Here is a 21182-nt window from a genome sequence, read left to right on the forward strand (position 1 = left end):
CAGTATCGTCTTATCTTATACGAACCAAACGTCGGGAATGGATGGTATCCGTCGCTTGATTTTGGATGGTTACTTTTTCATTTGAACATTTATCATAGTGGATAAGTCGGGAATTCTTGATCATGAGGGAGGAATTAGTCTATGAATCAAAATCATGTCTGCGTTGCCGTTGTCCAATCTGCACCCGTATTGTTCGACAAGCTATCGTCTATAGACCTGATCGTGTCGAAGACGAAGGAAGCTGCTGAACGGGGAGCGCAGCTTGTTGTTTTTCCTGAAGTTTTTATACCTGGCTATCCTAGAGGATTGACGTTCGGGACCCGGGTGGGCAGCCGGAATGATGCAGGAAGAAGCGACTGGGCGCGTTACTGGGACAGCGCGATCGACATACCTGGAGCGGAAACCAAGCTGCTTGGCGATCTGGCCCAAGAGACCGGCGTCTATCTTGTTGTAGGCGTTGTGGAGCGGGACCGGGATTACAGCCAAGGGACGCTGTACAATACCATTTTATATATCGGACCGGATGGACAAGTTTTGGGCAAGCATAGGAAGCTCGTCCCCACGGGGTCGGAGCGGCTTCTATGGGGTCAAGGCGATGGGAGCACGCTTACGGTTATCGATACGCCCTTCGGAACCGTCGGCGGACTTATTTGCTGGGAAAACTATATGCCGCTTGCCCGTATGGCAATGTATGCGCAAGGAGTCGATATTTTCGTCACCCCTACGGCGGACTCTCGCGACACCTGGCAGGCTACGCTGCAGCATATTGCCTGTGAAGGAAGGTGCTACGTCATATCGAGCAACCAATATGTGACCAAGGCGTCCTATCCCGCCGATTTGGCCTGCTATGATGATATTGAGCATGACGACGTTATTTTGTGCAGAGGAGGCAGCGCAATAGTCGGCCCGCTTGGGGAGTATATTGCCGAGCCTCTATATAATGAAGAAGGCATCTTGCTGGCAACACTGGATTTGTCCAGGATCGTGAAGAGCCGCTTTGATTTCGATGTGGCAGGCCATTACAGCAGACCCGACGTGTTTCAATTAACCGTCAACACAGAGCGAAAGGATATTGTTGTCTTCGGCAAGTGAGCAGCATTTCCAATAGAATATGTAACGGTAAACTGCCCTTCATGTAGTTATTGACTACGGAAGGGCAGTTTTTGTCATTTGACACGGTAATCATGCGGAAAATCGTCGAAAAAAGTCTGAATTGATCAATGGAAATGGAGAAATTGCGCATCAAAAAGGGAGAAAAACGCCATCCGTTTCGACTCATTGTCTATGGGATTCTAACGTACGGCCCCTTACACTAACGAAGAGATGCATCTCATACAAGACATATCGGGGACTTGAGGAGGTCTGTACATGAAAAAGGTTATTATAGCTTCAACCCTTGTTACTACATTAGTCAGTATGGTCGGCTGTTCGACTGCGCCGTCCGCCTCTACTAATGAGAAAGCGAAGGAATCCAGCTCCAGTGCGTCGGGTCCGACTACATATCCTATCCAAACGGACAAAACGCTGACGTATTGGGGAGAATTAACGCCGAATATTGTCGGGGTCAAGCCGTCCCATAACGAGGTGCCGTTCTTCCAGGAGTGGCAGAAGAAAACCGGCGTCAAGCTGAAGTTTACGGCGCCGCCGGCCAACCAGGCGAAAGAAGCGCTCAACGTGATGCTCGCATCCGGTGATTTGCCGGACATGATTGAGTACAACTTCCTGAACAGCTTCCCGGGCGGACCGGAGAAAGCAATTAAGGACGGTTACATTCTCAGGCTGAACGATCTGATCGACAAGCATGCTCCGAACCTGAAGAAATATTTGAAGGAGCATCCGGAGATCGACAAGATGGTCAAGACGGACAACGGCAGCTACTATACGTTCCCGTTCATTCGCGGAGACGAGTATCTTCAAGTGTTCCAAGGCCCGATTATCCGCAAAGACTGGCTGGATGAGCTCGGTTTGCCGGTTCCGGAGACGATTGACGATTGGACGAAGACGCTGCGTGCCTTCAAAGAGAAGAAAGGCGCTGACGCCGCATTGTCCTTTACGAGTAAGCCGCGCTTCTTCAACGATTCGTATAACGGAGCTTTCTTGGGAGCGTTCGGGGTCAACCGCGGATTTTACATGGAAAATGGACAAATCAAGTTCGGACCTGCCGAAAAAGGCTTTAAAGAATATTTGACCCTGTTCAGCCAATGGTACAAAGAAGGTCTGTTGGATAAAAACATTGCTACAACAGACACCAAGGCGCTCGACGGAAGCATCGCAGCAGCCGAGACCGGAGCGACGATCGGCAATGCCGGAGGCGGTATCGGCAAATGGCAGCCGCTTGTGCAAAACAAAGATCCTAAAGCCTTGCTGGTAGCTGCTCCATACCCTGTACTGAAAAAAGGCGACACTCCGAAGTTCGGCCAAAAAGACAAGCCATTCTCCGCCGGAGGGATTGTTGCGGTAACTACTAAAGCGAAGGACCCAGAGCTAGCGGTCAAAATGCTCGATTACGGCTACAGCGACGAAGGCCGCATGTTCTTCAACTTCGGAACCGAAGGCGTAAGCTACAACATGGAGAACGGCTATCCGAAGTATACCGATCTGCTGATGAAAAACCCGGATAAGCTGGCGCCGGCTCAAGCCATGTCCCTGTACATTCGCGGCAGCTACAACGGACCGTTCATTCAGGATAAGCGGTATGCAGAGCAATTCTTTACACTGCCGACGCAGCGTGAAGCCATCGACGTGTGGAAAAAAACGGATACGGACAAATACAGCCTGCCGCCTCTTACACCGACACCGGAGGAAAGCTCCGAATATGCCAAAATCATGAACGACATCGATACGCTGGTCGACGAAATGACGTTGAAAATCATCCTTGGCGCCGAGTCCCCGGATCAATTCGAAAGCTATGTCAGCAAAATGAAATCGTTGAATCTGGACAAAGCAATTGAGATTCAAAAAGCGGCGCTGGATCGTTACAACAAGAGATAAATTGACGGACGCGGGGAGGGCTCGGCCCTCTCCGTCCATTCGAGAGAGGTGAAATGATGGATAACGCACAAAGCCTGGAGAGAGCCCGGAGCAGCGGAAAAAAGGCGTCAAAGCATATTTTTCTTCGAGATTTTGCAATGAACAAATATTTGTATCTCATGATGATTCCTGTACTGGCTTTTTATGTCATTTTCCATTATGCCCCTATGTACGGGGCGCTGATAGCTTTCAAGGATTATACGCCGATGAAGGGCATTATGGGCAGCGATTGGGTGGGCTTGAAGCATTTTAAAGATTTTTTCGGAAGCTACTATTTTTGGCGAATCTTAAAAAACACGCTTATTATCAGTCTGTATTCGCTGCTGTTTGAGTTTCCCGCGCCTATTATTCTTGCTCTAATGATTAACGAAGTGCGCAGCAAAACATTCAAGCGGGTAGCACAGACGATTACTTATATGCCTTATTTTATTTCGCTCGTCGTCATTTGCGGTATTATTACGGATTTCACGAATGCGGACGGAGTGGTTCACTCCTTGTTCAGAGCACTCGGATATGAAGGACAGGCCATGCTGCAGCAGCCGAATTTGTTTCGGCCGATCTATATTATCTCCGAGATTTGGCAGCGGATAGGCTGGGAATCAATCATCTATATCGCTGCGTTAATGAGCATCGACCAGGAACAGTATGAAGCGGCTCGTATGGACGGGGCCAGCCGTTGGAAGCAAATGCTGTATATTACGCTGCCCGGTATCATGCCTACCATTGCCATTATGTTTATATTGCGTATGGGCAACCTGCTCAACGTAGGCTTTGAGAAGATCATCTTGCTCTACAATCCGGTCACGTACGAAACGGCCGACGTCATATCGTCGTTCGTGTACCGCAAAGGCTTGCTGGAGTTCGGGTGGAGCTACAGCTCGGCTGTAGGGCTATTTAACTCCGTGATCAACCTGATTCTCCTCATCACCGCCAACTATGTCAGCCGCAAAGTCAATGAAAGTAGCTTATGGTGAGGTGTAATTATGAAAAAACAAACCGACCTGCTTGAAATCGCCTTCGATTTCGTCATTCACGCGATCCTTGTTCTGCTCGTGATCATCACGCTGTATCCGCTGCTGTATGTCGTCTTCGCTTCCTTCAGTGACGCCAATCAGCTCATTACCCATAAGGGTCTGCTGTACAAATCGCTCGGCTTCAATCTGGACGCCTATAAGGACGTAATGAAAAATCCTAGCATCCTGATAGGCTATCGCAACACGATCTTTATCGTTGTTGCCGGAGTTCTGGTCAATCTCATTATGACCGCCTTGGGTGCTTACGTCCTATCGAGGAAAAATGTGCTGTGGAACAAAGCGTTCATGATCATTATCGTCTTCACCATGTTTTTCCACGGGGGACTTATTCCGCTGTACCTCGTTGTCAAAAATGTAGGCTTACTCGACACGCTCTGGGCTACAATCATTCCGTTCTCGATCAGCACGTTCAATCTGATCATTATGCGTACAGCGTTCATGGGCATACCCGACAGTCTCGAGGAATCCGCCAAGATCGACGGGGCGAATCACTTTACGATCTTATTCCGGATCATTCTTCCGCTGTCGATGCCGGTTATCGCTGTTATGATTCTTTACTACGCAGTCGACAAATGGAACGGCTGGTTCTATGCCTCCGTCTTTATTAAGGACCGGGAGCTGTTCCCGCTGCAATTGGTTCTTCGCGAGATCTTAATCTCGAACTCGACGGAGACGATGTCGATGGGCGCAGATGCCGGAGACCGCCATCAGATTGGGGAAACCATCAAATATGCAACGATTATGGTAGCTACGGTGCCTGTGCTGTGTATTTATCCGTTCGTACAGCGCTTCTTCGTCAAAGGCGTTATGGTCGGATCGTTAAAAGGATAACTCCTAGGCGGCCATTCCATCACTAATAATTGCTCGGTTAATAAACCATTTGAAGACGATTCAGATGGTTTTTTTTCTATAAATAGGGTTCATTTTACAAATTGTTTATTGAAATGGACATTTTGTGCATATTCAATCTTGCCTGTAATGAGCAATAATAGCCAAGAACATCCAGCAAAAAGTTGTTTGAGGAGAGGGGGAGATCGAACGAATCCGTTTTTTGAAACCGCTAACATCGCAAGTGAAATGATCGGTGTTGAGGGGCATCAAGGTAATTTGTAACTGAAGTTCATTCAAAGGGAGGAAAGAAATGAAAACAACGGCTTCATACCCATGGAAGCATGCGAGACAAGCGCTGCAGCTTCTGCTGATTGTATGCCTGATCGCAAGCCCATTATGGGCATCGCCCGGCACGATCCGCGCGGCATTCTCTTACGGTACGCCTATGGCTCCAATTAGCGATGTGTCCGTGTATTCGAGCGGTTATTATATGAACTCATCGTTAATCGCCAATGAAGCGACCAACTACCACAAGGCGGCTGCCGACGGCGCAGCTCAGGATATCATGCGGGCAGGGCGGGACGAGGATGGATCGCAGGCCTATACTTATGTCAAATATGACCTGTCCGGGCTGCCGGCTCCGGGTGATTATGCAGAAGCCGCCTTGCAGTTTCAGGCTTCTTCCGCGGTAGCGGGTCCAATCAGCGTCTACGGGCTGCAACCTATGCAGACTGCAGCGGACTGGTCGGAGACAGCTGCCACTTGGAAAAACAAATTCACCCCCATGGCGGACTCCCTGGATACAATTCAAATCACCAACGAAGCGAAGCTGTACCGGTTCAACATTACCGATTACATTAAGTCCAAGCAAGCCGCAGGAGCAGCTTCCGTCTCCTTACTCATCAAGGCGGAGACGGCGTCGGCGGTCGAGCTGCGGGGACGCGAAACGACCGACGCTGACGGCGCCGTGCGAATTCCGTCCTTGGTCATCCATCAGCAAGCGAGCGGTCTGCCTGCTCCGCAGCCGTACACGCCGCCAGTCGCTTTTGCCTATGGCAAAAATATGCCTCCGTTGCACGACTCGCTTGTGTACAACCCTGCAACGACGAATAACAAGGATGCCGATAAAAATTATCACGGTACGAACAATACGGCTGCTATCGCCGACGGGATGACCGTGGAATTCAATAAAGCGTACGCTTATTTCAAGTTCGATATTTCACAGCTTCCGGAACCCGATAAAATAGGGAAAACCGTATTCTCCGTATGGGGCAGAGATACGTCCAAGAGCACAACGGCTCCAGCTACCTCCTATGTGCAAATATTCGGAACCTCCGGCAGCTCCGACTGGAAGGAAACCGACATTAGCTGGAATAACCGGCCGCAAGCGGATGCCGTTCCTCTTGCCGAGGTGTTATACAAAACAGCGAACAACTACCAAGATGCGGACATAACCCAATATGTGAAGCAGCAAAAACAAAACGGCGCCAAGACCATTACGGTCATGATGGCGGCCAAGGATCAAACCGGTATCTTCTATCACCGTGGCAAGGATACGAATGCGGGCGGACAATCGCCGCCGAGGCTCATGGTGTCTGATCCTGCAGAGACACCGGAGGATTTGACTCTGGGCAGCGACGGAAGGAGCCGTCTTTACTCTGCCGACTGGTATCCGGGATTCAAGGATGACAAGGGCCGATATTTGCACGATTTCTCTTACGCTGGCTACCATAGGGGCGAAACGGCTATACCGGCAGCGGATATGTCGCGACCTATCGACGTAACCAAAGCGCCATACCATGCCGACGCCACAGGCGGCAGCGATGCTACGTCAGCGATTCAGAAGGCGATTGACGACGCCGGAGCTCAAGGCGGAGGTGTTGTGTATCTTCCGGAAGGAACGTACCAGGTCAATCCTCCGGCAGGCAAGGATTATGCTCTCCGGATTGCATGGAGCAACGTTGTTCTGAAGGGCGCCGGCATGAACAAAACGTTCTTGTACAACGCCACCGAGAACATGAAAGGCAAGGATATCATTGAAGTAGGCGGCACCGATTGGAAAAAAACACCTGTGTCGACGAAGCTTAGCCGAAGCGTTACCGAGCCTACCGTGCTGCTGCCGGTTCAGGATGCCGGCTCGTTCAAGGTGAACGATTACGTGACGATCACGTTCGAAACGACGCAAGGCTTTCTGGAGGAGCTCGGCATGCAAAATAAATGGGCTTCCAGGCTGGGCAAGGTCGAGCCGTTGTTTTACAGGCAGATCGTCGGCGTCGACGCCGTGAACCGGACGATCACGCTGGACATTCCAACACGCTTCCCGATGAAGCTGCGGGATAACATTACGATCACGAAGACAGAGAATCCATTGTCGGAGATCGGGCTGGAGGATTTCTCCATCGCCAACGTCCAGAACTCCAAGAGCGGACTGGGAGAAGACGACTATAAGGTCGTCGGAACGGCTGGATATGAAAGCGATAATGCTAAGGCGATCAATTTGGTAGCAGTTTCCAACAGCTGGGTGCGCAATATTAGCACTTACAAGCCGGAAGGCAATGCAACCTACCATATTTTGTCCAAAGGCGTCATTCTGGACCGCACGAAAAATGTGACCGTCGATAATGTGACGATGCAGTATCCGCAGTATAGGGGAGCTAACGGCAATGGTTACTTGTATCAATTCATCGGCAACGACGATCTCATTACCGACAGCAACGCGGTTGCAGCGAGACACAGCTTCACGTACGCGAATTTTTCCGCCAACGGAAACGTGCTGTACAAGGCAAGCTCCGAAAAGCCGTCTTTGTTAACCGATTTCCATATGTATATGAGTATGGCGAACCTAATCGACTCGATGACGCTGAACGGTGACGCAATCTCTGCTATAACAAGAGACTACGGCTCCTCGGAGACGAACCGGCACGGTGTCGTAACTACTGAAAGCGTATTCTGGAACACGACCGGACTGGCTGCCCACAGCAGCAAAAATGGCATTATTATCGAATCGGAGCAGTTCGGCAACGGTTACATTGTCGGGACCAAGGGTGCGGTCTCGGGGGTTAATGTCAATATTACCGGTTCCATTGCCGACGCCAATACGAAGCCTTTCGATATGGCTGAAGGGGTCGGAGAAGGGGATAAGCTGACCCCGCAAAGCTTGTATTCCGATCAATTTGGCAGAAGGACTGACGGGACGAAGCTCGCCTTGCAATCTTTGCTCGTCAACGGTTTGCCTATCGCAGGAATGCAGTTTACACGGACAAGCTATACGTACACTCTTCCATACGGCACCACGACGGTTCCGAATGTACAGGCAGCGGCGTTATCGCCGGATGCAGCCGTTACAATTACCCAGCCTGCATCGACGAGCGGGAACGGTGTGATTCGAGTGTCCAATGGCGGTGAAGTAAAAGAGTATACCGTCCAGTTCAAGGTAGCGGCATCGCCCGTACTGCCGGTATCGATTACTTTGGCGCCGGACAAATCGGTTCCGGGCTGGAGAGCCGCAGGCAACGCAATCAGCGTAGGGAACAGCGGGAAGCTGAAGGCGATCCTGACGCTGGACAACGGGGAAACCGTCGATCTTGGATCGGGAGATTATCCGGTTGCCTACACATTGAACAATGAAACGGTCGCATCGATTCAAGGGTCCGTATTTAAGGCGCTGCTGCCGGGGATTACGAAGGTTACGGCCGAAATAACATGGAACGGCAAGACGGTGAAGTCTACCCAAACATTTGAAGTAAAAGAGCCGATGAGCGAGCCGGATGGCAAATTTGCGACGGCGGTCAAGGTGACGGCAAGCGCAGATGACGGGAACGTGCCTGCCAACGTGAACGACAGAGACCCTGATTCCCGCTGGTCGGCCGAGGGTACAGGCGGGCAATATTTGGTGCTCGAGCTGGACAAGGAAGTATTGATCGACAAAGCGAGTATTATGTTCTATAGCGGGAATCTCCGGTCGTCGACTTTTGATCTGGAGGTTTCCAGGGACGGCGAAACGTATCATAAGGTTCTGACCCGGGCGGTCAGCGGCAAGCCGAACCCTAATCAGCCCGAAACGTTTGGCTTTGACCCGGTTAAGGCCAAATACGTGAAATTTACCGGCTATGGCAACGAATTGAACGCCTGGAACAGCATTATTGAGTTTTGGGTGCATCTGGCGCCTGTCCAGTCGCCGCAGTCCATCACGTTGAATAAAACGTCGGGCACGTTGAAGGTAGGCGACACCGACAGCTTAACCGCCACTGTTCTGCCGGAGAACGCAACGGATAAAACAGTAACGTTCGAGTCGAGCAGTTCGGCTGTTACGGTTGGCGAGGCAGTATATCAGCCGCTCGAAGGAACGACAAGCGTCAGCTTGAAAGCAATCGCGGCTGGGAATGCCGTTATTACGGCTCGTACGGTCGACGGCGGACTTACCGCGAAGTACGAGGTGACCGTTACCGGAAGCGGCACAGGAGGCGAAGGCAATCCAGGCGGTGGAGGCAACAATGGGGGCGTTGAGAATCCAGGCGGTGGTAATCCGGGTGAAGGACCGGGTAATCCTGCAAGCCCTCCGAGCACGATAATCCATATGCCGGGCTCGGTTCAAGCCGGGCAGACGTTCCAATCCGTTATCGGCTTGGGAAGCGTAACGGGAAGCGTCTACTCGGCGGTGTATACCGCGGATATAACTTTAACCTACAGCGCCAATGCGATCGAATGGCTTTCGGCGGAATCGTTGAAGCAGGACTTCATCATTACCCGCAATGAAGTAACAGCACCAGGGCAGCTGCGTATTACAACGGCGAGCCGCAGCCCGGAAGGAGTCGTAACGAAGGACGGCGACCTGCTGCGGATCCAATGGAAAGCGTCTGCTTGGGTACCGCAGGCGACGCGGGCTCAGGTTGCCGTTACCAAGGCAACTGTTACCAACGGGCTGCAGCAAGCGCAGGATGCCCAGCTCACCTCGGCGGACATCCAGGTAGTTCCTGCTCCTAGAAGAGGAGGGTCGTCCTCCGGCTCATCCGGTTCGGCAGCCCCTGCACCCGCAACTGTTCCTCCGTCGGCAGTCAAGCCGGCAGTACCGGGGCAGCCGACAAGTGTGAGCATCCCGCTCGGAGAGCCTGTCAAAGAAACGGCGAAGGATGGAAGGCCGGTCTCCAAGGCGGTACTGGATGCCAACGCAGTCATCCAGGCTTTGCAAGGCTTGACAGCGGCACAAGCCAAAGATGAGATCATACTCCAGGCTGACGTCGCCGGAAAAGAAGACATCGGCATGATCGTTATTCCTGCGGGCAAGATCGCCGAATTCCTGGCGCTGGCTCCTAAAGCGACTCTTAGCTTTACGTATGACGGAGCACGATATGATTTGCCGCTTCAAAGCATAGATATCGCTGCATTAGCCAAATCGCTGAACAAGAAAGCGGAGGACATCACGCTCGTGATCCGAATCGAGAAGCTCTCTGCAGGAGATGCCGCCTCGTTGAGCGACAAGGCGAAGAGTCAAGGAGCGAAGCTGCTGCACGCCGGCTTGAACTTCCATGTCACAGCGGAGGCGGGCGACAAGCAGACGGTCGTCAGCGACTATGGACAGACGTATGTGCCAAGAAGCTTGACATTGCCTGGCGGCGTCGATCCGCAGCATGCGGCAGCCGTACGCTTCGATCCGGCGACCGGCGAGCTGACCTACGTACCGGCTCAATTCCACAAAGCAGCCGGCAGCACAACCGTCACGATATACAGTACAAGCAACAGCATTTATACCGTGGTGCAAGCAAGCAAGAGCTTCGCGGATCTTCGCGGTCACTGGGCGCAAGCATCCGTCGAATCCATGGCATCCCGATTCCTCGTCAAAGGAACGTCGGAGAATGAATTTGCTCCCGATAAACAGATTACGAGAGCGGAGTTCGCCGTTCTTCTGACCAGAGCCATGGGACTGGCTCCGCGTACAGGAAGCAGCTATTCGGACGTAGCTTCCGCAGATTGGTATGCGGGAGCGGTTGGAGCCGCATCCGCTGCCGGTATTGTCGACGGCATCGAGAACGGATCGTTCCAGCCGAACGGCTATATTACGAGAGAGCAGATGGCGGTCATGATTGCCAGGGCGTTGAAGCTGGCGCCTGCCGAAGAAGAGCTCCAGACGGATCCGGCCTTATTGGAATCCTTCTCCGATAATGCTGCGATTAGCGGCTACGCCAAAGAAGGAGTCGCACTAGCGTTGAAAGCGAACATCGTTAACGGCCAGACCGCAACAGCGTTCGTTCCTGCCGCCAACGCAACACGGGCGGAAGCAGCCGTGATGATAGAACGGATGCTCAAGCATATTGCTTTTCAATAATTGAAAAGCACGATTAGCCCCCTGAACAGCGGAGTTCAGGGGGCTTTTTCAACATGTTGACTTCGAAGCCAAAGCTCCACTTTACGGGGCTTTTTTATGCCGTTTCGCATAAATCGTCCATCCGATTGTAGTATTTGGGCATTCCTCTACAGCCGTTTTATGATTATAATTAGAATTCATGGAGAGGACCCTGCCCATTTTGACCTCGATTAGGAAGCTTTATATTTTCGGGAGGAATACCTTTTGAAATTGCGATATTTGTGGAGAAAACGAAAAAGCGTCATCGTGACCTGGCTGTTCTCGTACAGCGCTGTTTTGTTTGTGCCGATGCTCATGAGCATCATCATTTATTACCAATCCAGCGAAGCGCTGAAAAGCGAAATTCATCGCGCGAACGGCTCGCTACTGGAACAAGTCAAATATTCGATAGATACCCAAGTGGATTTGATGAAGCGGCTGAATACGGAAATATTGTGGAACAACAAGCTGCAAAGCCTCATGTATTCCACCAAAACTCCAAGCGACGCCCAGTTTCTGGCTTATCAGGTCGTACAGGATTTCCAGACCTACCAGACATCCTACGCATCGATCGACGAGTTTTATGTAACCTGGGAGCAGACCTCCTCTATTTTGCGGCCCGGCAATGTGAGAGACAGTAAAGTCGCCTTCGATACGATACATAATACCGGATCGTTGTCCTATAAAGACTGGCTCGATACGCTGACGCGGACTTCCAGCAGCCAGTTTCTGCTGCTGCCGCATGCGGATGCGGCTGCCCCCCAGTCCTCCATCGCTTATGTGACTCACATGCCCAAGAACCTGCAGGGCCGTTCTACCGGAACGATAGTAATCATGGCGGACACCGACCGGTTTCAGAAGGCTATTGAGAGCGTCGAGGGCTTCAGCGGCGGGCAGGTGCTCGTCGTAAATAAAGACAAACAGGTGCTCTTGTCCAATATGCCGATAGAGCACAATATGCAACCGCTTCTCGACACCATTACTGTCGGGGAAGACCGTTCGATGTCTACGCAAAGCATCAACGGCGATTCGGAGCTGCTCTCCATCCCGTCCGGCGTGTCGGATTTAATGTACGTCCTGGTTATTCCGAGAAACGTGTACTGGCAAAAGGCCGAATATGTGCGTCAATTTACGTATATCAGTATTTTTATCAGCTTTTTGGGTGCAGCGGTGCTGACTTGGTTCTTCCTGCGCCGCAACTATTCGCCGATCCGCAACCTGGTGCAATCTCTGTCGGATAAGAATGCCCATGAGGAGAGGACGGATTGGAATGAGCTCAGCTTCATCCAGAAGGCCGTTATCAACACCCGAAGCGAGAAGGAGCAGATCGCGCTGCAGCTGCAGCATCATCATAATCTGCTTCGCTCCAATATGCTGTCTAGGCTGTTAAAAGGAAAGCTGGACGGGCCGATTCCGATCCAAGAAGCGTTCAAAACGTTTCAGATCAAGTTCGAATCCGATCAATTCGCCGTGATCATGCTTGCCATTGAGAATATGGAGAATGTGTATACGAGCTTGTCCGGCATGGAAATTCAAGATAAACGGAAGTTTATCCAGTTCATCATTACGAATGTTATGGAAGAGCTTGTCGGCATTCGCTGCCATGAGGGCTATGTGGCCGAGGTTGACGATATGATGGTATGTCTGATCAATTTCGCCGAAAATGAAGAGGCTGACTATCGCGAGGATCTTCAAGAAATTGCGGCCGAAGCCCAGAAGTTTCTGACGCGGTTCCAGATGAATCTGACCGTATCGATCAGCGGCATTCACCCGATGCTGTCCGGCGTATCCCAAGCATATCAAGAAGCTATGGATGCCATGGAATACAAGATGGTGCTGGGCAAACGCGAGATTATCGCCTATGACGATATCCGTTTCGAATCGGCGGAGCTGCAAAAAGGGTATTATTATCCGCTCCATGTGGAGCAGCAGATCATTAATTTCATTAAAGCAGGCGATTTCGACCACGCCTCCCAACTGGTAGAAGAAGTAACCAAGCGGAATTTCGATAAGCCGGCCGTTTCCTTGACGCTGGCCCGCTGTCTCATTTTCAACTTTGTAGGTACCATGGTGAAAGCCATCAATGAGCTGGGAGATGCGGATCAAAGCTTCCTTGCAGACAACCCTCTCTGGATGGATACCATCATTGCCTGCGAGACGATCCAGGAAATGCAGGAGGAGCTTCAGCGCCTGCTGCAGACGGTGTGTACCGCTGCAGCAGCCAAGGTCGAATCCAATTTATCGAAAGACCGGGCTGAATCGCTGCGCAAATTGATCTCCGAAGTGACGCAGTACATTCAAGAGTGCTACCATGACTCGAATCTTAACGTTAATACGATAGGGGAACGGTTTCAGCTGAAGGCAAGCTATTTGTCCAAAATGTTCAAAAATATGACAGGGGAAGGGCTGCCCGATTTTATTAACAGCCTGAGAATCCACGAAGCCAAAACCCTTATAAAGCATAAGCAGATATCGATTACCGAAGCGGCCAAAATGGTAGGCTTCAACGAGGTTGCAACCTTCATCCGCGTATTCAAAAAGTACGAAGGAATCACACCAGGCAAATACAAAGAGATGAATTAATTCCTTGCAGGGAGGCTGAAGCTGGACATGCATACAAAAGCAAGGACATTATTGCTGCTCGTTTCCATACTCTCTATCGTCTCAGCCGGCTGCACCGGCCGTTCCCAAGACGCCAGATCGCCTCAAGCCGGCAGTATAAGCAATGCGAGCACCGCTGCGGAGGTCAAGCAGCAGCCGGGTGCGTATCCCATCCAGACAAGCAAGACGCTAACGTATTGGGCTGAGCTGAACCAGAACGCCGCCAGCGTAAAATCGACCTTTGAGCAGGTACCCTTCTTTCAGGAATGGCAGAAGCGAACCGGAGTCAAGCTTAAGTTCATTCAGGCGCAAGCCAATCAGGATAAAACCGCGCTGAATGTATTGCTAGCGTCGGGAGATTTGCCCGATATGATGGAATACGCTTGGAACAGCTTTCCAGGCGGCCCGGAGAAAGCGATCAACGACGGCTATATTCTGAAGCTGAACGATGTCATCGACAAGTATGCTCCCAACTTGAAACAATTTCTTAAGGAACACCCTGAGATCGATAAGCAAATCAAAACGGATGAGGGACATTATTACGTGTTTCCGTTTATCCGCAACGATCCTATGCTGCAAACCTTCCAAGGGCCGATTATCCGTAAGGATTGGCTGGATGAGCTCGGGCTGCCGATCCCGGAGACGATCGACGATTGGTATGTGGTGCTCAAAGCGTTTAAGGAGAAGAAGGGGATCGAGGCTCCGCTAACCTTTTTAAGCGTGCCGAACGTCTTGTTTGGAATGGACAACGGGGCTTTTATCGGCGCGTATGGCGTGAAAAAAGGCTTCTATTTGGACGAGGGCAAAGTCAAATTCGGCCCGATCGAAGGCGGGTATAAGGAGTTTTTGCGCACGTTCCACCGCTGGTATGAAGAAGGTCTGATCGACCGGAATATGGCGACGGTAGATATCAAGACGATGGATTCCAATATGATGCTGGGCCGAAGCGGCGCCAGTATATGGAATGCAGGGTCGGGTATCGGCAAATGGCAGCCAGCGCTCCAGGCCAAGGATCCGAAAGCCGTCGTGACCGCTGCTCCTTACCCGGTGTTGAAGAGAGGGGATAAGCCGAAATTCGGTCAAAAAAGCGAAGAGTACGTGGGCAGCGGGAGCGTAGCTATTGCCGGCAACTCCAAGAATGTGGAGGAAGCCGCCAGAATGCTGGACTACGGATACAGTGAAGCGGGGCACATGTTCTTCAATTTCGGCATCGAGGGGACGAGCTACAATATGGAAGGCGATTACCCGAAATATACGGAGCTGATCATGAGCAACAAGGAACAGCTGGTTCCCGCCCAAGCTTTGGCCATGTATAACCGCGCGAGCTATTTTGGACCGTTCATCCAGGACCGGCGCTACATTGAGCAGGCCTACACGCTGTCCCAGCAAAAGGAAGCGATACCGGTATGGGCGCAAAACGACGCCGAACGGCATACGCTGCCGCTGATTCACAAGACGGAGAAAGAGAGCTCGGAATCCGCGGCCATCATGATGGATGTCATGAATCTGGTGGATGAAATGTCCATCAAAATTATCCTCGGCGTTGAGCCGGTAGATGCCTATGACAACTATGTCGAGAAAATCAAAGCCTTGAACGTAAAGCGCGCTATAGACATCGAGCAGCAGGCGCTTGACCGTTATAATTTTAAGTCGTGAATCTCTAATGGTTCCCGCTCAGACATTCCGATGCTAATTGTAAGGCAAAGCAATGTCCAGTATAATTTTTCCATAGAAGGACTTCATGACCGCACATCATCCAATATGAAGCTGCAGGAGGAGAGACGATGTCTTATTTATCCGTAAGTACATGGAGTCTGCACAGACTGCTGGGTCCGCTCAGATGGACGCATTGGGATCAGGAGGCGGGTAGTCATTTTACCCGCGAGCAGGAGCAGCCGCAAGTTTTGTCCTTGCTGGAGCTGCCTGCCGAGGCTAGCTCCAGAGGCTACCGGGCCGTGGAGGTATGTCATTTTCATTTTCCGTCCACGGAACAGGACTATTTGCAGGAGCTGAGGCATCGGTTCGAAGCTGCCGGCATTTCCTTTGATACGCTGCTTCTGGATTACGGCGATATCTCATCGGCCGATGAGAAGCGCAGCACGGCGGATTACGCTCTGGTGCAGCATTGGATTGAAGTAGCGGCACAGGCCGGTGCGAAGCGAATACGAGTCATTGCGGGGGATTCTCCCGCAGACGATGAAGACGCTCTGCAGCGCGCAGCGCAGAGGTTATCCGAGATGCAACAATTTGCTTCCGGCCGTGGAGTTCAGATTGTCACGGAAAATTTCCGGCCATTGACCTCGACCGGAGATAACTGTGTGCAGCTGCTGGAGCGCGGACATCATTCGTTTCGGATGATTACGGATTTCGGCAACTTCAAAGGCTCCGCCAAATATGACGAGATCGCGTTGACGCTGCCGTACAGTGTGTCCGTTCACGCCAAAGCCCATTACGATGATGCCGGCATGCCTGACGAACCGGAATTCCGCAATTGCCTGGAGCAGCTGAAGACATCCGGCTATAACGGAGCGGTAGTACTGATCTATGACGGCCCAGGCGATATGTGGGAAGGGCTGGAGAGGATACGGCGAATTGTAGAGCCTTATTTGTAACCTTCCGTGAAGCAGTGCTTGTGGAATGCGTAAACGTGTTAGAACATACAAAAACCGTGAGGGACGAACGCCCTCACGGTTTTTAGTTTATCGATGGCTTTTGCTTACTTTGACGATCCAACTGAATAAGCAATTACTGGGATTGCAGCTTAGCCAGCATGCGCTGCAGCACTACGGCTGCTTGAGCTCGCGTGCTTTGATCGGAAGGGGCGAACGCTCCTCCGTCCGTTCCGTTCATGAGACCGAGCCCGGAAGCTGCTCGTACTTGCGTCCGCGCCCAATCGCTGATGGTTCCCTCATCCGAATATTTAACTTCCTGCGTAATCACGATATCACTTAGCTTCTTGCCGGTCTTGTACAAGTAAGCATTGACCATCATAGCCGCCATTTGCTCTCTCGTAACACTAGCTTCCGGAGCGAATTCCTTTTCGCTGACACCATTGACTATGTTCGCTTCATACGCAGCATATACGGCATCCTTGTACCAGGAATTGTTGGTAACGTCTTGGAATGCAGTGGCGCTGCCTTGATTTTTCAGTTGCAATGCTTTCGTAAGTAAAGTTACAAATTGGGCTCTCGTCATGCTGGCATCCGGAAGGAACGAGTCAGCGTCCACACCGTCGACAATGCTTTGAGCGATAAGCTGCTCAATTTCTTTTTGTGCCCAATGATTTTGAATATCCGCAAAGGTGGCGGCGCTTCCGGACGATCCCGGTTTGGAGTCGGACGAAGGTCTTTTCTCCAGTACCGCATATTTGGAGAAGTGCGCGAGCGGTGCCGTGATCGTGTTCGTACCGGCTAATGTGCCTCCTACGCGGGTCCAACTCCCTGATGGCTCGTCAAGTACATATAAACCAAGCGATTGAGGATCCTTCACCTTGCTGCTGTCATACAAGAACGAAGCTTGTATCGGCGTGGCAAACGATGATATCGAATTTCCTCTTTCCGTCAATGACAGGTCATAAATAGGTGAAACGGCAGCGTAATCGGTCATGGAAGGCGCCGAATCGATAGATTTTTTGAACACAACCGTACTGCCTTCATCCTTTACTTGAAAAGCTTTAGGTGGAATAGAAAAGGTTACGTCACTGGATCTAATGACAAGCGATTTGTCCTTGCTCCACAGCTTCGCAATCAGGTCGGCATCCACCTTCACCGTAAGGATATCGACTGCTACTTCCGTTGCGGCGTCTATCGTTACTTCTTTGGAGTCCGAATGTAACGATAAAAGCACGTCTACGCGCGGAGCCGTCACCTCGTAGGTTAGTTTGCCGTTGGCATCCATGGAAGGAGCGTATTGGGTACTGCCTCCGGCACCGCCGCCACCACCACCACCTCCTCCGCCACCACCGCCGGTTTTCGGAGGAGGTGTCTTAGGAGTAATGCGATAGGAATAAACCGCATCTTCACTAAACACATTGTTCTGGAGGAATGCGACCGTTAATACGGTATCCTTGGCAATTTTCAACGAACCGCCTTGAATATTGAAGCTGCCGCTTAAGGTTTGATCCGCATTTTGAACTCGATAAAGAATGATGCCCTCTGGAGAAGCGGTCGTGATCGTAACCGTCTGCTCGCCTTCATACGTTCCGGATTGCAGGCTGACTAATGGATTGGCAGGACGCTTCAGGAGCACATATGGATTGGAACGATGTGTGGCAGCACCGCTGCTCGGGTCAGCCGACCAGAATCCATAGACGTATACATGATGAATAAGCGGACTGCTGTCCAAAATAGCGGTAAGTCTTGCACGGCCTTCTACCAATGGCGAAACGGAAGGCACGGAAAATTTCGCATCTTGTTCCCGGTCCAACAAAGTTTCGTCATAGTACCTTGCTTCCAGATTCACGGAATAGATTGCTTTCACCACCGTATTATGAACGTCCAGCAGTGTCGCATCAAAAGCTACGGTCCGATCGGCAGGGTAATTGATGGATACCGGCTCAATTTTCAATCTCGGTGTTTCAAAAGCCCGAATCCCTTGAAGCATACCTTCTCCGTACACCATTGTCCTGGAAACATGGTCGTTGGGAGCTTGCGTAAGGTTGGCATATTCTTGTTCTTTCAGGGCACTAAGACGGTTCTCTTGAGCAGAAGTTTGCAGAATGGTGCGGATGTCTTCCGCATCCAAAGCTTTGTTAGCTGCCTTCAACAGAGCGGACAGCCCGGCGACAAACGGCGTTGCTTGAGACGTCCCTGACTTATAAATGTAGCCTCCGCCCAAGGCCGTGCTGTAAATATTGACCCCGGGTGCGACTACGTCAACCTTCCCGACATTGGAGAAATCCGCAATAGCGTAAGATTGGCCGGTAATCTGCGCAACGGCGCCGACACTTATCACCTCGTCATAGGCGGCGGGGTAACTCGTTAACGTAATGTAGCGTCTCGTATCATTCAGAGGATCCATCTGTCCGGCTTCGTCCCGAACCCAATGGTTGCTTTCGTTGCCCGCAGCGGCAACAAGAACGATATGCTGGCCATATGCTTGCTTGATCAGCTCCCGAACCGCCCGGCTGTCTCCGGCAGTGCCAAGGCTCATATTAATAACGTCCGCTTTATTCGTTATGGCATACTGCAAGGCTCGAACGATTTGCTCCGTATCCCCCTCGCCATTGCTGTCCAGGACCTTGAGCGGCATGATTTTGACGCCGGGAGCGATCCCGTAATCGGTGCCTGCCGCCGAATTCGCTGCAATAATTCCCGATACATGGGTGCCGTGGCCATGATCGTCTTGGGCGATGTCGTCATTATTGACGAAGTCGTATCCTTTGACTATCGAGCTCTTAAGATCCGGATGCGTCAGATCGATCCCGGAGTCCATAACGGCTACGGTAACCTGCTGATTTTGCGCTTCAGTAGAATAGGCGCTCATATCGTCCAAATCCGCTGCCTGCTTGCCCCATTGCTTCATATATTCCTCAGGTCCGGAGTACACGGATTGGGACACCGTATCGCCGGAGGATGCTGCAGCGATCAATTGTGTTTTGTAGACGGGCTCGGCATACTCCACATCTGGATTGCTTTGAAGCTCCAACAGTTTGGCTGTAACGGAGATAGGCTCATCATAGGATAAAACGGAAAAGGACGATGGAGAGAAGGAGCTGGATTGCACCTTCTTCAGCGCATTCTGCTTGTACTTAACGATGACTTTCCCCGGAACAATGTCGGCTTCTTTGAAGGTAGGCATCTCTGCTGACTGCAGAGAAACTGGCTCGGCAAGAACCGGTCCTTGAGCAGGAAATCCCAGTTGAACGGCAGTGACTGCAGCGATGACATAACTTATCCATTTTCTTTTCGATTGTTGAAACATGGCGTTCCTCCTCGTAATTTAGCGACAATCTATGTACTATCAGGTATCCTACCGTATTTTAAAAGATTTGCAAGCTTCTTTTTGTCGAAATATGTAAATGGTTTATATTTATTTTGATAGGCACTGCCTGAATCCTATGAATCTAGCACTATGAATTATCCAAGTACATAAACAATTAATTGCACAACAAAAAAGAGCTGGCACACCGGCCCGCTCTTTCTGTTAACACAATATAATATATAAAAACTCGAGGTCAAGGCCTCGATACGGTTTTCTCATTACTGCGACGGCTCCGCACCAGTCAGTCTCGTACGCAGCTTGCTTCTGATCTGCACCCACACGAACAGAACCGGAATGTAGACGTATATAAAATAATATCCGACGTTGGAGTACCATTCGATCAATTGCTTCGATCTTCCGCCCTCGTTAATAACGATTTGCAAGGCAATAAATCCAATCATGAAAGCCAATAGACTAACGGACATCTTCATATTCCACGCCTGCTTGGCGCCGCGGCATGCGGCCCAGATCGTCAACGCGACGTTAGCGGCTATTTTTATAAACAGCACCGAAATGACAAAGTACTCCAGACGCTGAAATAACGGCAGCTCGAGAATCATAATCAAGTGAAGCGTCGGCCAAGCTATCTCGGACAGCTGACCTTGGGTATAAAACATGAAGGTGACCAGCACGATCATCAAATAAAATATCGTCGCGGTAAGCAGGGCGCCTTGCGCCCACTTTTGCGCTTTCGCCTGCGAGGGCACCAAAGGATAATATAACATGAGGGTCTCGATCCCGAGGTATTGAAAAATCATGCATTTGAAGCCGTTATAAATCTCAGCCGGAGTACGTTCGTACAAAGGAAGCAAATTTTGCGGATGTAAATACGGAATGGCCAGGAAGTTCAGCGGAATGACGAAAAGGAAGGAGCAGACCACTCCCCAGAAGCATAATCCGGCGACTGAACGCAGCCCGCCCGATACCGTATAACAAATGAGCACAGCGATCAGGATGGTCACAGGAAGCATGTTCATATCGGGAAACAGCCATACTTTGACAATGGCCATATAGCCTCTGAAGGTGACAAAAGCCCCCAGAAAAAAATAAACGATGATCCCGAAATTTATCACGCTGCCGAGCATTTTACCGAAGCATGAACAGTTGATAGACATAAGATCTGCAGGTTGATCGTGTAAAATTTTACACATCATCCACAAGACGACATGTATGCTGATACCCGATAATAACATGGAAATCCATGCATTATATCCGGCAGCTTCGCTTAAATCCCGCTGAAAATCCAGAACTCCGACCCCTACCATACTGACGTACATTAGAAAAAAAACGAGATAAGGGGAAAGGGTATAGCTCTCCTTGCTCTTGGATGCAGGCTCCACAAATAATTCCCCCTCTTATTAACA

At 50.9% G+C, this 21182-nt stretch carries 10 protein-coding genes; 8 read left to right on the top strand and 2 right to left on the bottom strand.

The window, feature by feature from the left end:
- Positions 1-141 precede the first annotated feature (141 nt).
- The 8 genes from ACFQ88_RS12115 to ACFQ88_RS12150 all read left to right on the top strand — a co-directional run bounded on the left by ACFQ88_RS12115 (position 142) and on the right by ACFQ88_RS12150 (position 16448).
- A complete protein-coding gene (locus ACFQ88_RS12115; RefSeq protein ID WP_379454303.1) occupies positions 142-1092 on the top strand; it encodes a carbon-nitrogen hydrolase family protein in 951 nt (316 codons plus the stop codon).
- 276 nt (positions 1093-1368) lie between these two features.
- On the top strand, positions 1369-2991 hold the full coding sequence (locus tag ACFQ88_RS12120) for an extracellular solute-binding protein (RefSeq protein WP_379454304.1): 1623 nt from the start codon (positions 1369-1371) through the stop codon (positions 2989-2991).
- 56 nt (positions 2992-3047) lie between these two features.
- Entirely contained in the window at positions 3048-4004 is a 957-nt protein-coding gene (locus ACFQ88_RS12125) for an ABC transporter permease (RefSeq protein ID WP_379454305.1), read from the top strand.
- A gap of 9 nt (positions 4005-4013) precedes the next feature.
- Positions 4014-4895, top strand: a complete 882-nt coding sequence (locus ACFQ88_RS12130) for a carbohydrate ABC transporter permease (protein WP_239633798.1) — start codon at positions 4014-4016, stop codon at positions 4893-4895.
- Positions 4896-5205: 310 nt separating this feature from the next.
- A complete protein-coding gene (locus tag ACFQ88_RS12135) occupies positions 5206-11217 on the top strand; it encodes a CBM96 family carbohydrate-binding protein (RefSeq protein WP_379454306.1) in 6012 nt (2003 codons plus the stop codon).
- Positions 11218-11460: 243 nt separating this feature from the next.
- Positions 11461-13818, top strand: coding sequence for a helix-turn-helix domain-containing protein (locus tag ACFQ88_RS12140; RefSeq protein WP_379454307.1), 2358 nt, complete (start codon positions 11461-11463; stop codon positions 13816-13818).
- Between the two features lie 27 nt (positions 13819-13845).
- A complete protein-coding gene (locus tag ACFQ88_RS12145; RefSeq protein WP_379454308.1) occupies positions 13846-15492 on the top strand; it encodes a type 2 periplasmic-binding domain-containing protein in 1647 nt (548 codons plus the stop codon).
- A 128-nt stretch (positions 15493-15620) separates the two neighbouring features.
- Positions 15621-16448, top strand: a complete 828-nt coding sequence (locus ACFQ88_RS12150; protein WP_379454309.1) for a sugar phosphate isomerase/epimerase family protein — start codon at positions 15621-15623, stop codon at positions 16446-16448.
- 133 nt (positions 16449-16581) lie between these two features.
- On the opposite strand, the gene ACFQ88_RS12155 is transcribed toward ACFQ88_RS12150, so the two are convergent.
- Positions 16582-19758: a S8 family serine peptidase gene (locus tag ACFQ88_RS12155; protein WP_379454310.1), complete on the bottom strand. Its 3177-nt coding sequence runs from the start codon at positions 19756-19758 to the stop codon at positions 16582-16584.
- 278 nt (positions 19759-20036) lie between these two features.
- Entirely contained in the window at positions 20037-21158 is a 1122-nt protein-coding gene (locus ACFQ88_RS12160) for a GerAB/ArcD/ProY family transporter (RefSeq protein ID WP_379454311.1), read from the bottom strand.
- Between the last annotated feature and the right edge of the window lie 24 nt (positions 21159-21182).

Origin of the sequence: Paenibacillus sp. NPDC056579 (assembly GCF_042793215.1) — a bacterium.
In the GTDB taxonomy this organism is placed as follows: Bacteria; Bacillota; Bacilli; order Paenibacillales; family NBRC-103111; genus Paenibacillus_S.

Bases quoted from the DNA above. Each gene is read 5' to 3' on its own strand.
- ACFQ88_RS12135 (WP_379454306.1), top strand. From the start codon at position 5,206: ATGAAAACAACGGCTTCATACCCATGGAAGCATGCGAGACAAGCGCTG.
- ACFQ88_RS12150 (WP_379454309.1), top strand. From the start codon at position 15,621: ATGTCTTATTTATCCGTAAGTACATGGAGTCTGCACAGACTGCTGGGT.
- ACFQ88_RS12125 (WP_379454305.1), top strand. From the start codon at position 3,048: ATGGATAACGCACAAAGCCTGGAGAGAGCCCGGAGCAGCGGAAAAAAG.
- ACFQ88_RS12130 (WP_239633798.1), top strand. From the start codon at position 4,014: ATGAAAAAACAAACCGACCTGCTTGAAATCGCCTTCGATTTCGTCATT.
- ACFQ88_RS12145 (WP_379454308.1), top strand. From the start codon at position 13,846: ATGCATACAAAAGCAAGGACATTATTGCTGCTCGTTTCCATACTCTCT.
- ACFQ88_RS12155 (WP_379454310.1), bottom strand. From the start codon at position 19,758: ATGTTTCAACAATCGAAAAGAAAATGGATAAGTTATGTCATCGCTGCA.
- ACFQ88_RS12120 (WP_379454304.1), top strand. From the start codon at position 1,369: ATGAAAAAGGTTATTATAGCTTCAACCCTTGTTACTACATTAGTCAGT.
- ACFQ88_RS12115 (WP_379454303.1), top strand. From the start codon at position 142: ATGAATCAAAATCATGTCTGCGTTGCCGTTGTCCAATCTGCACCCGTA.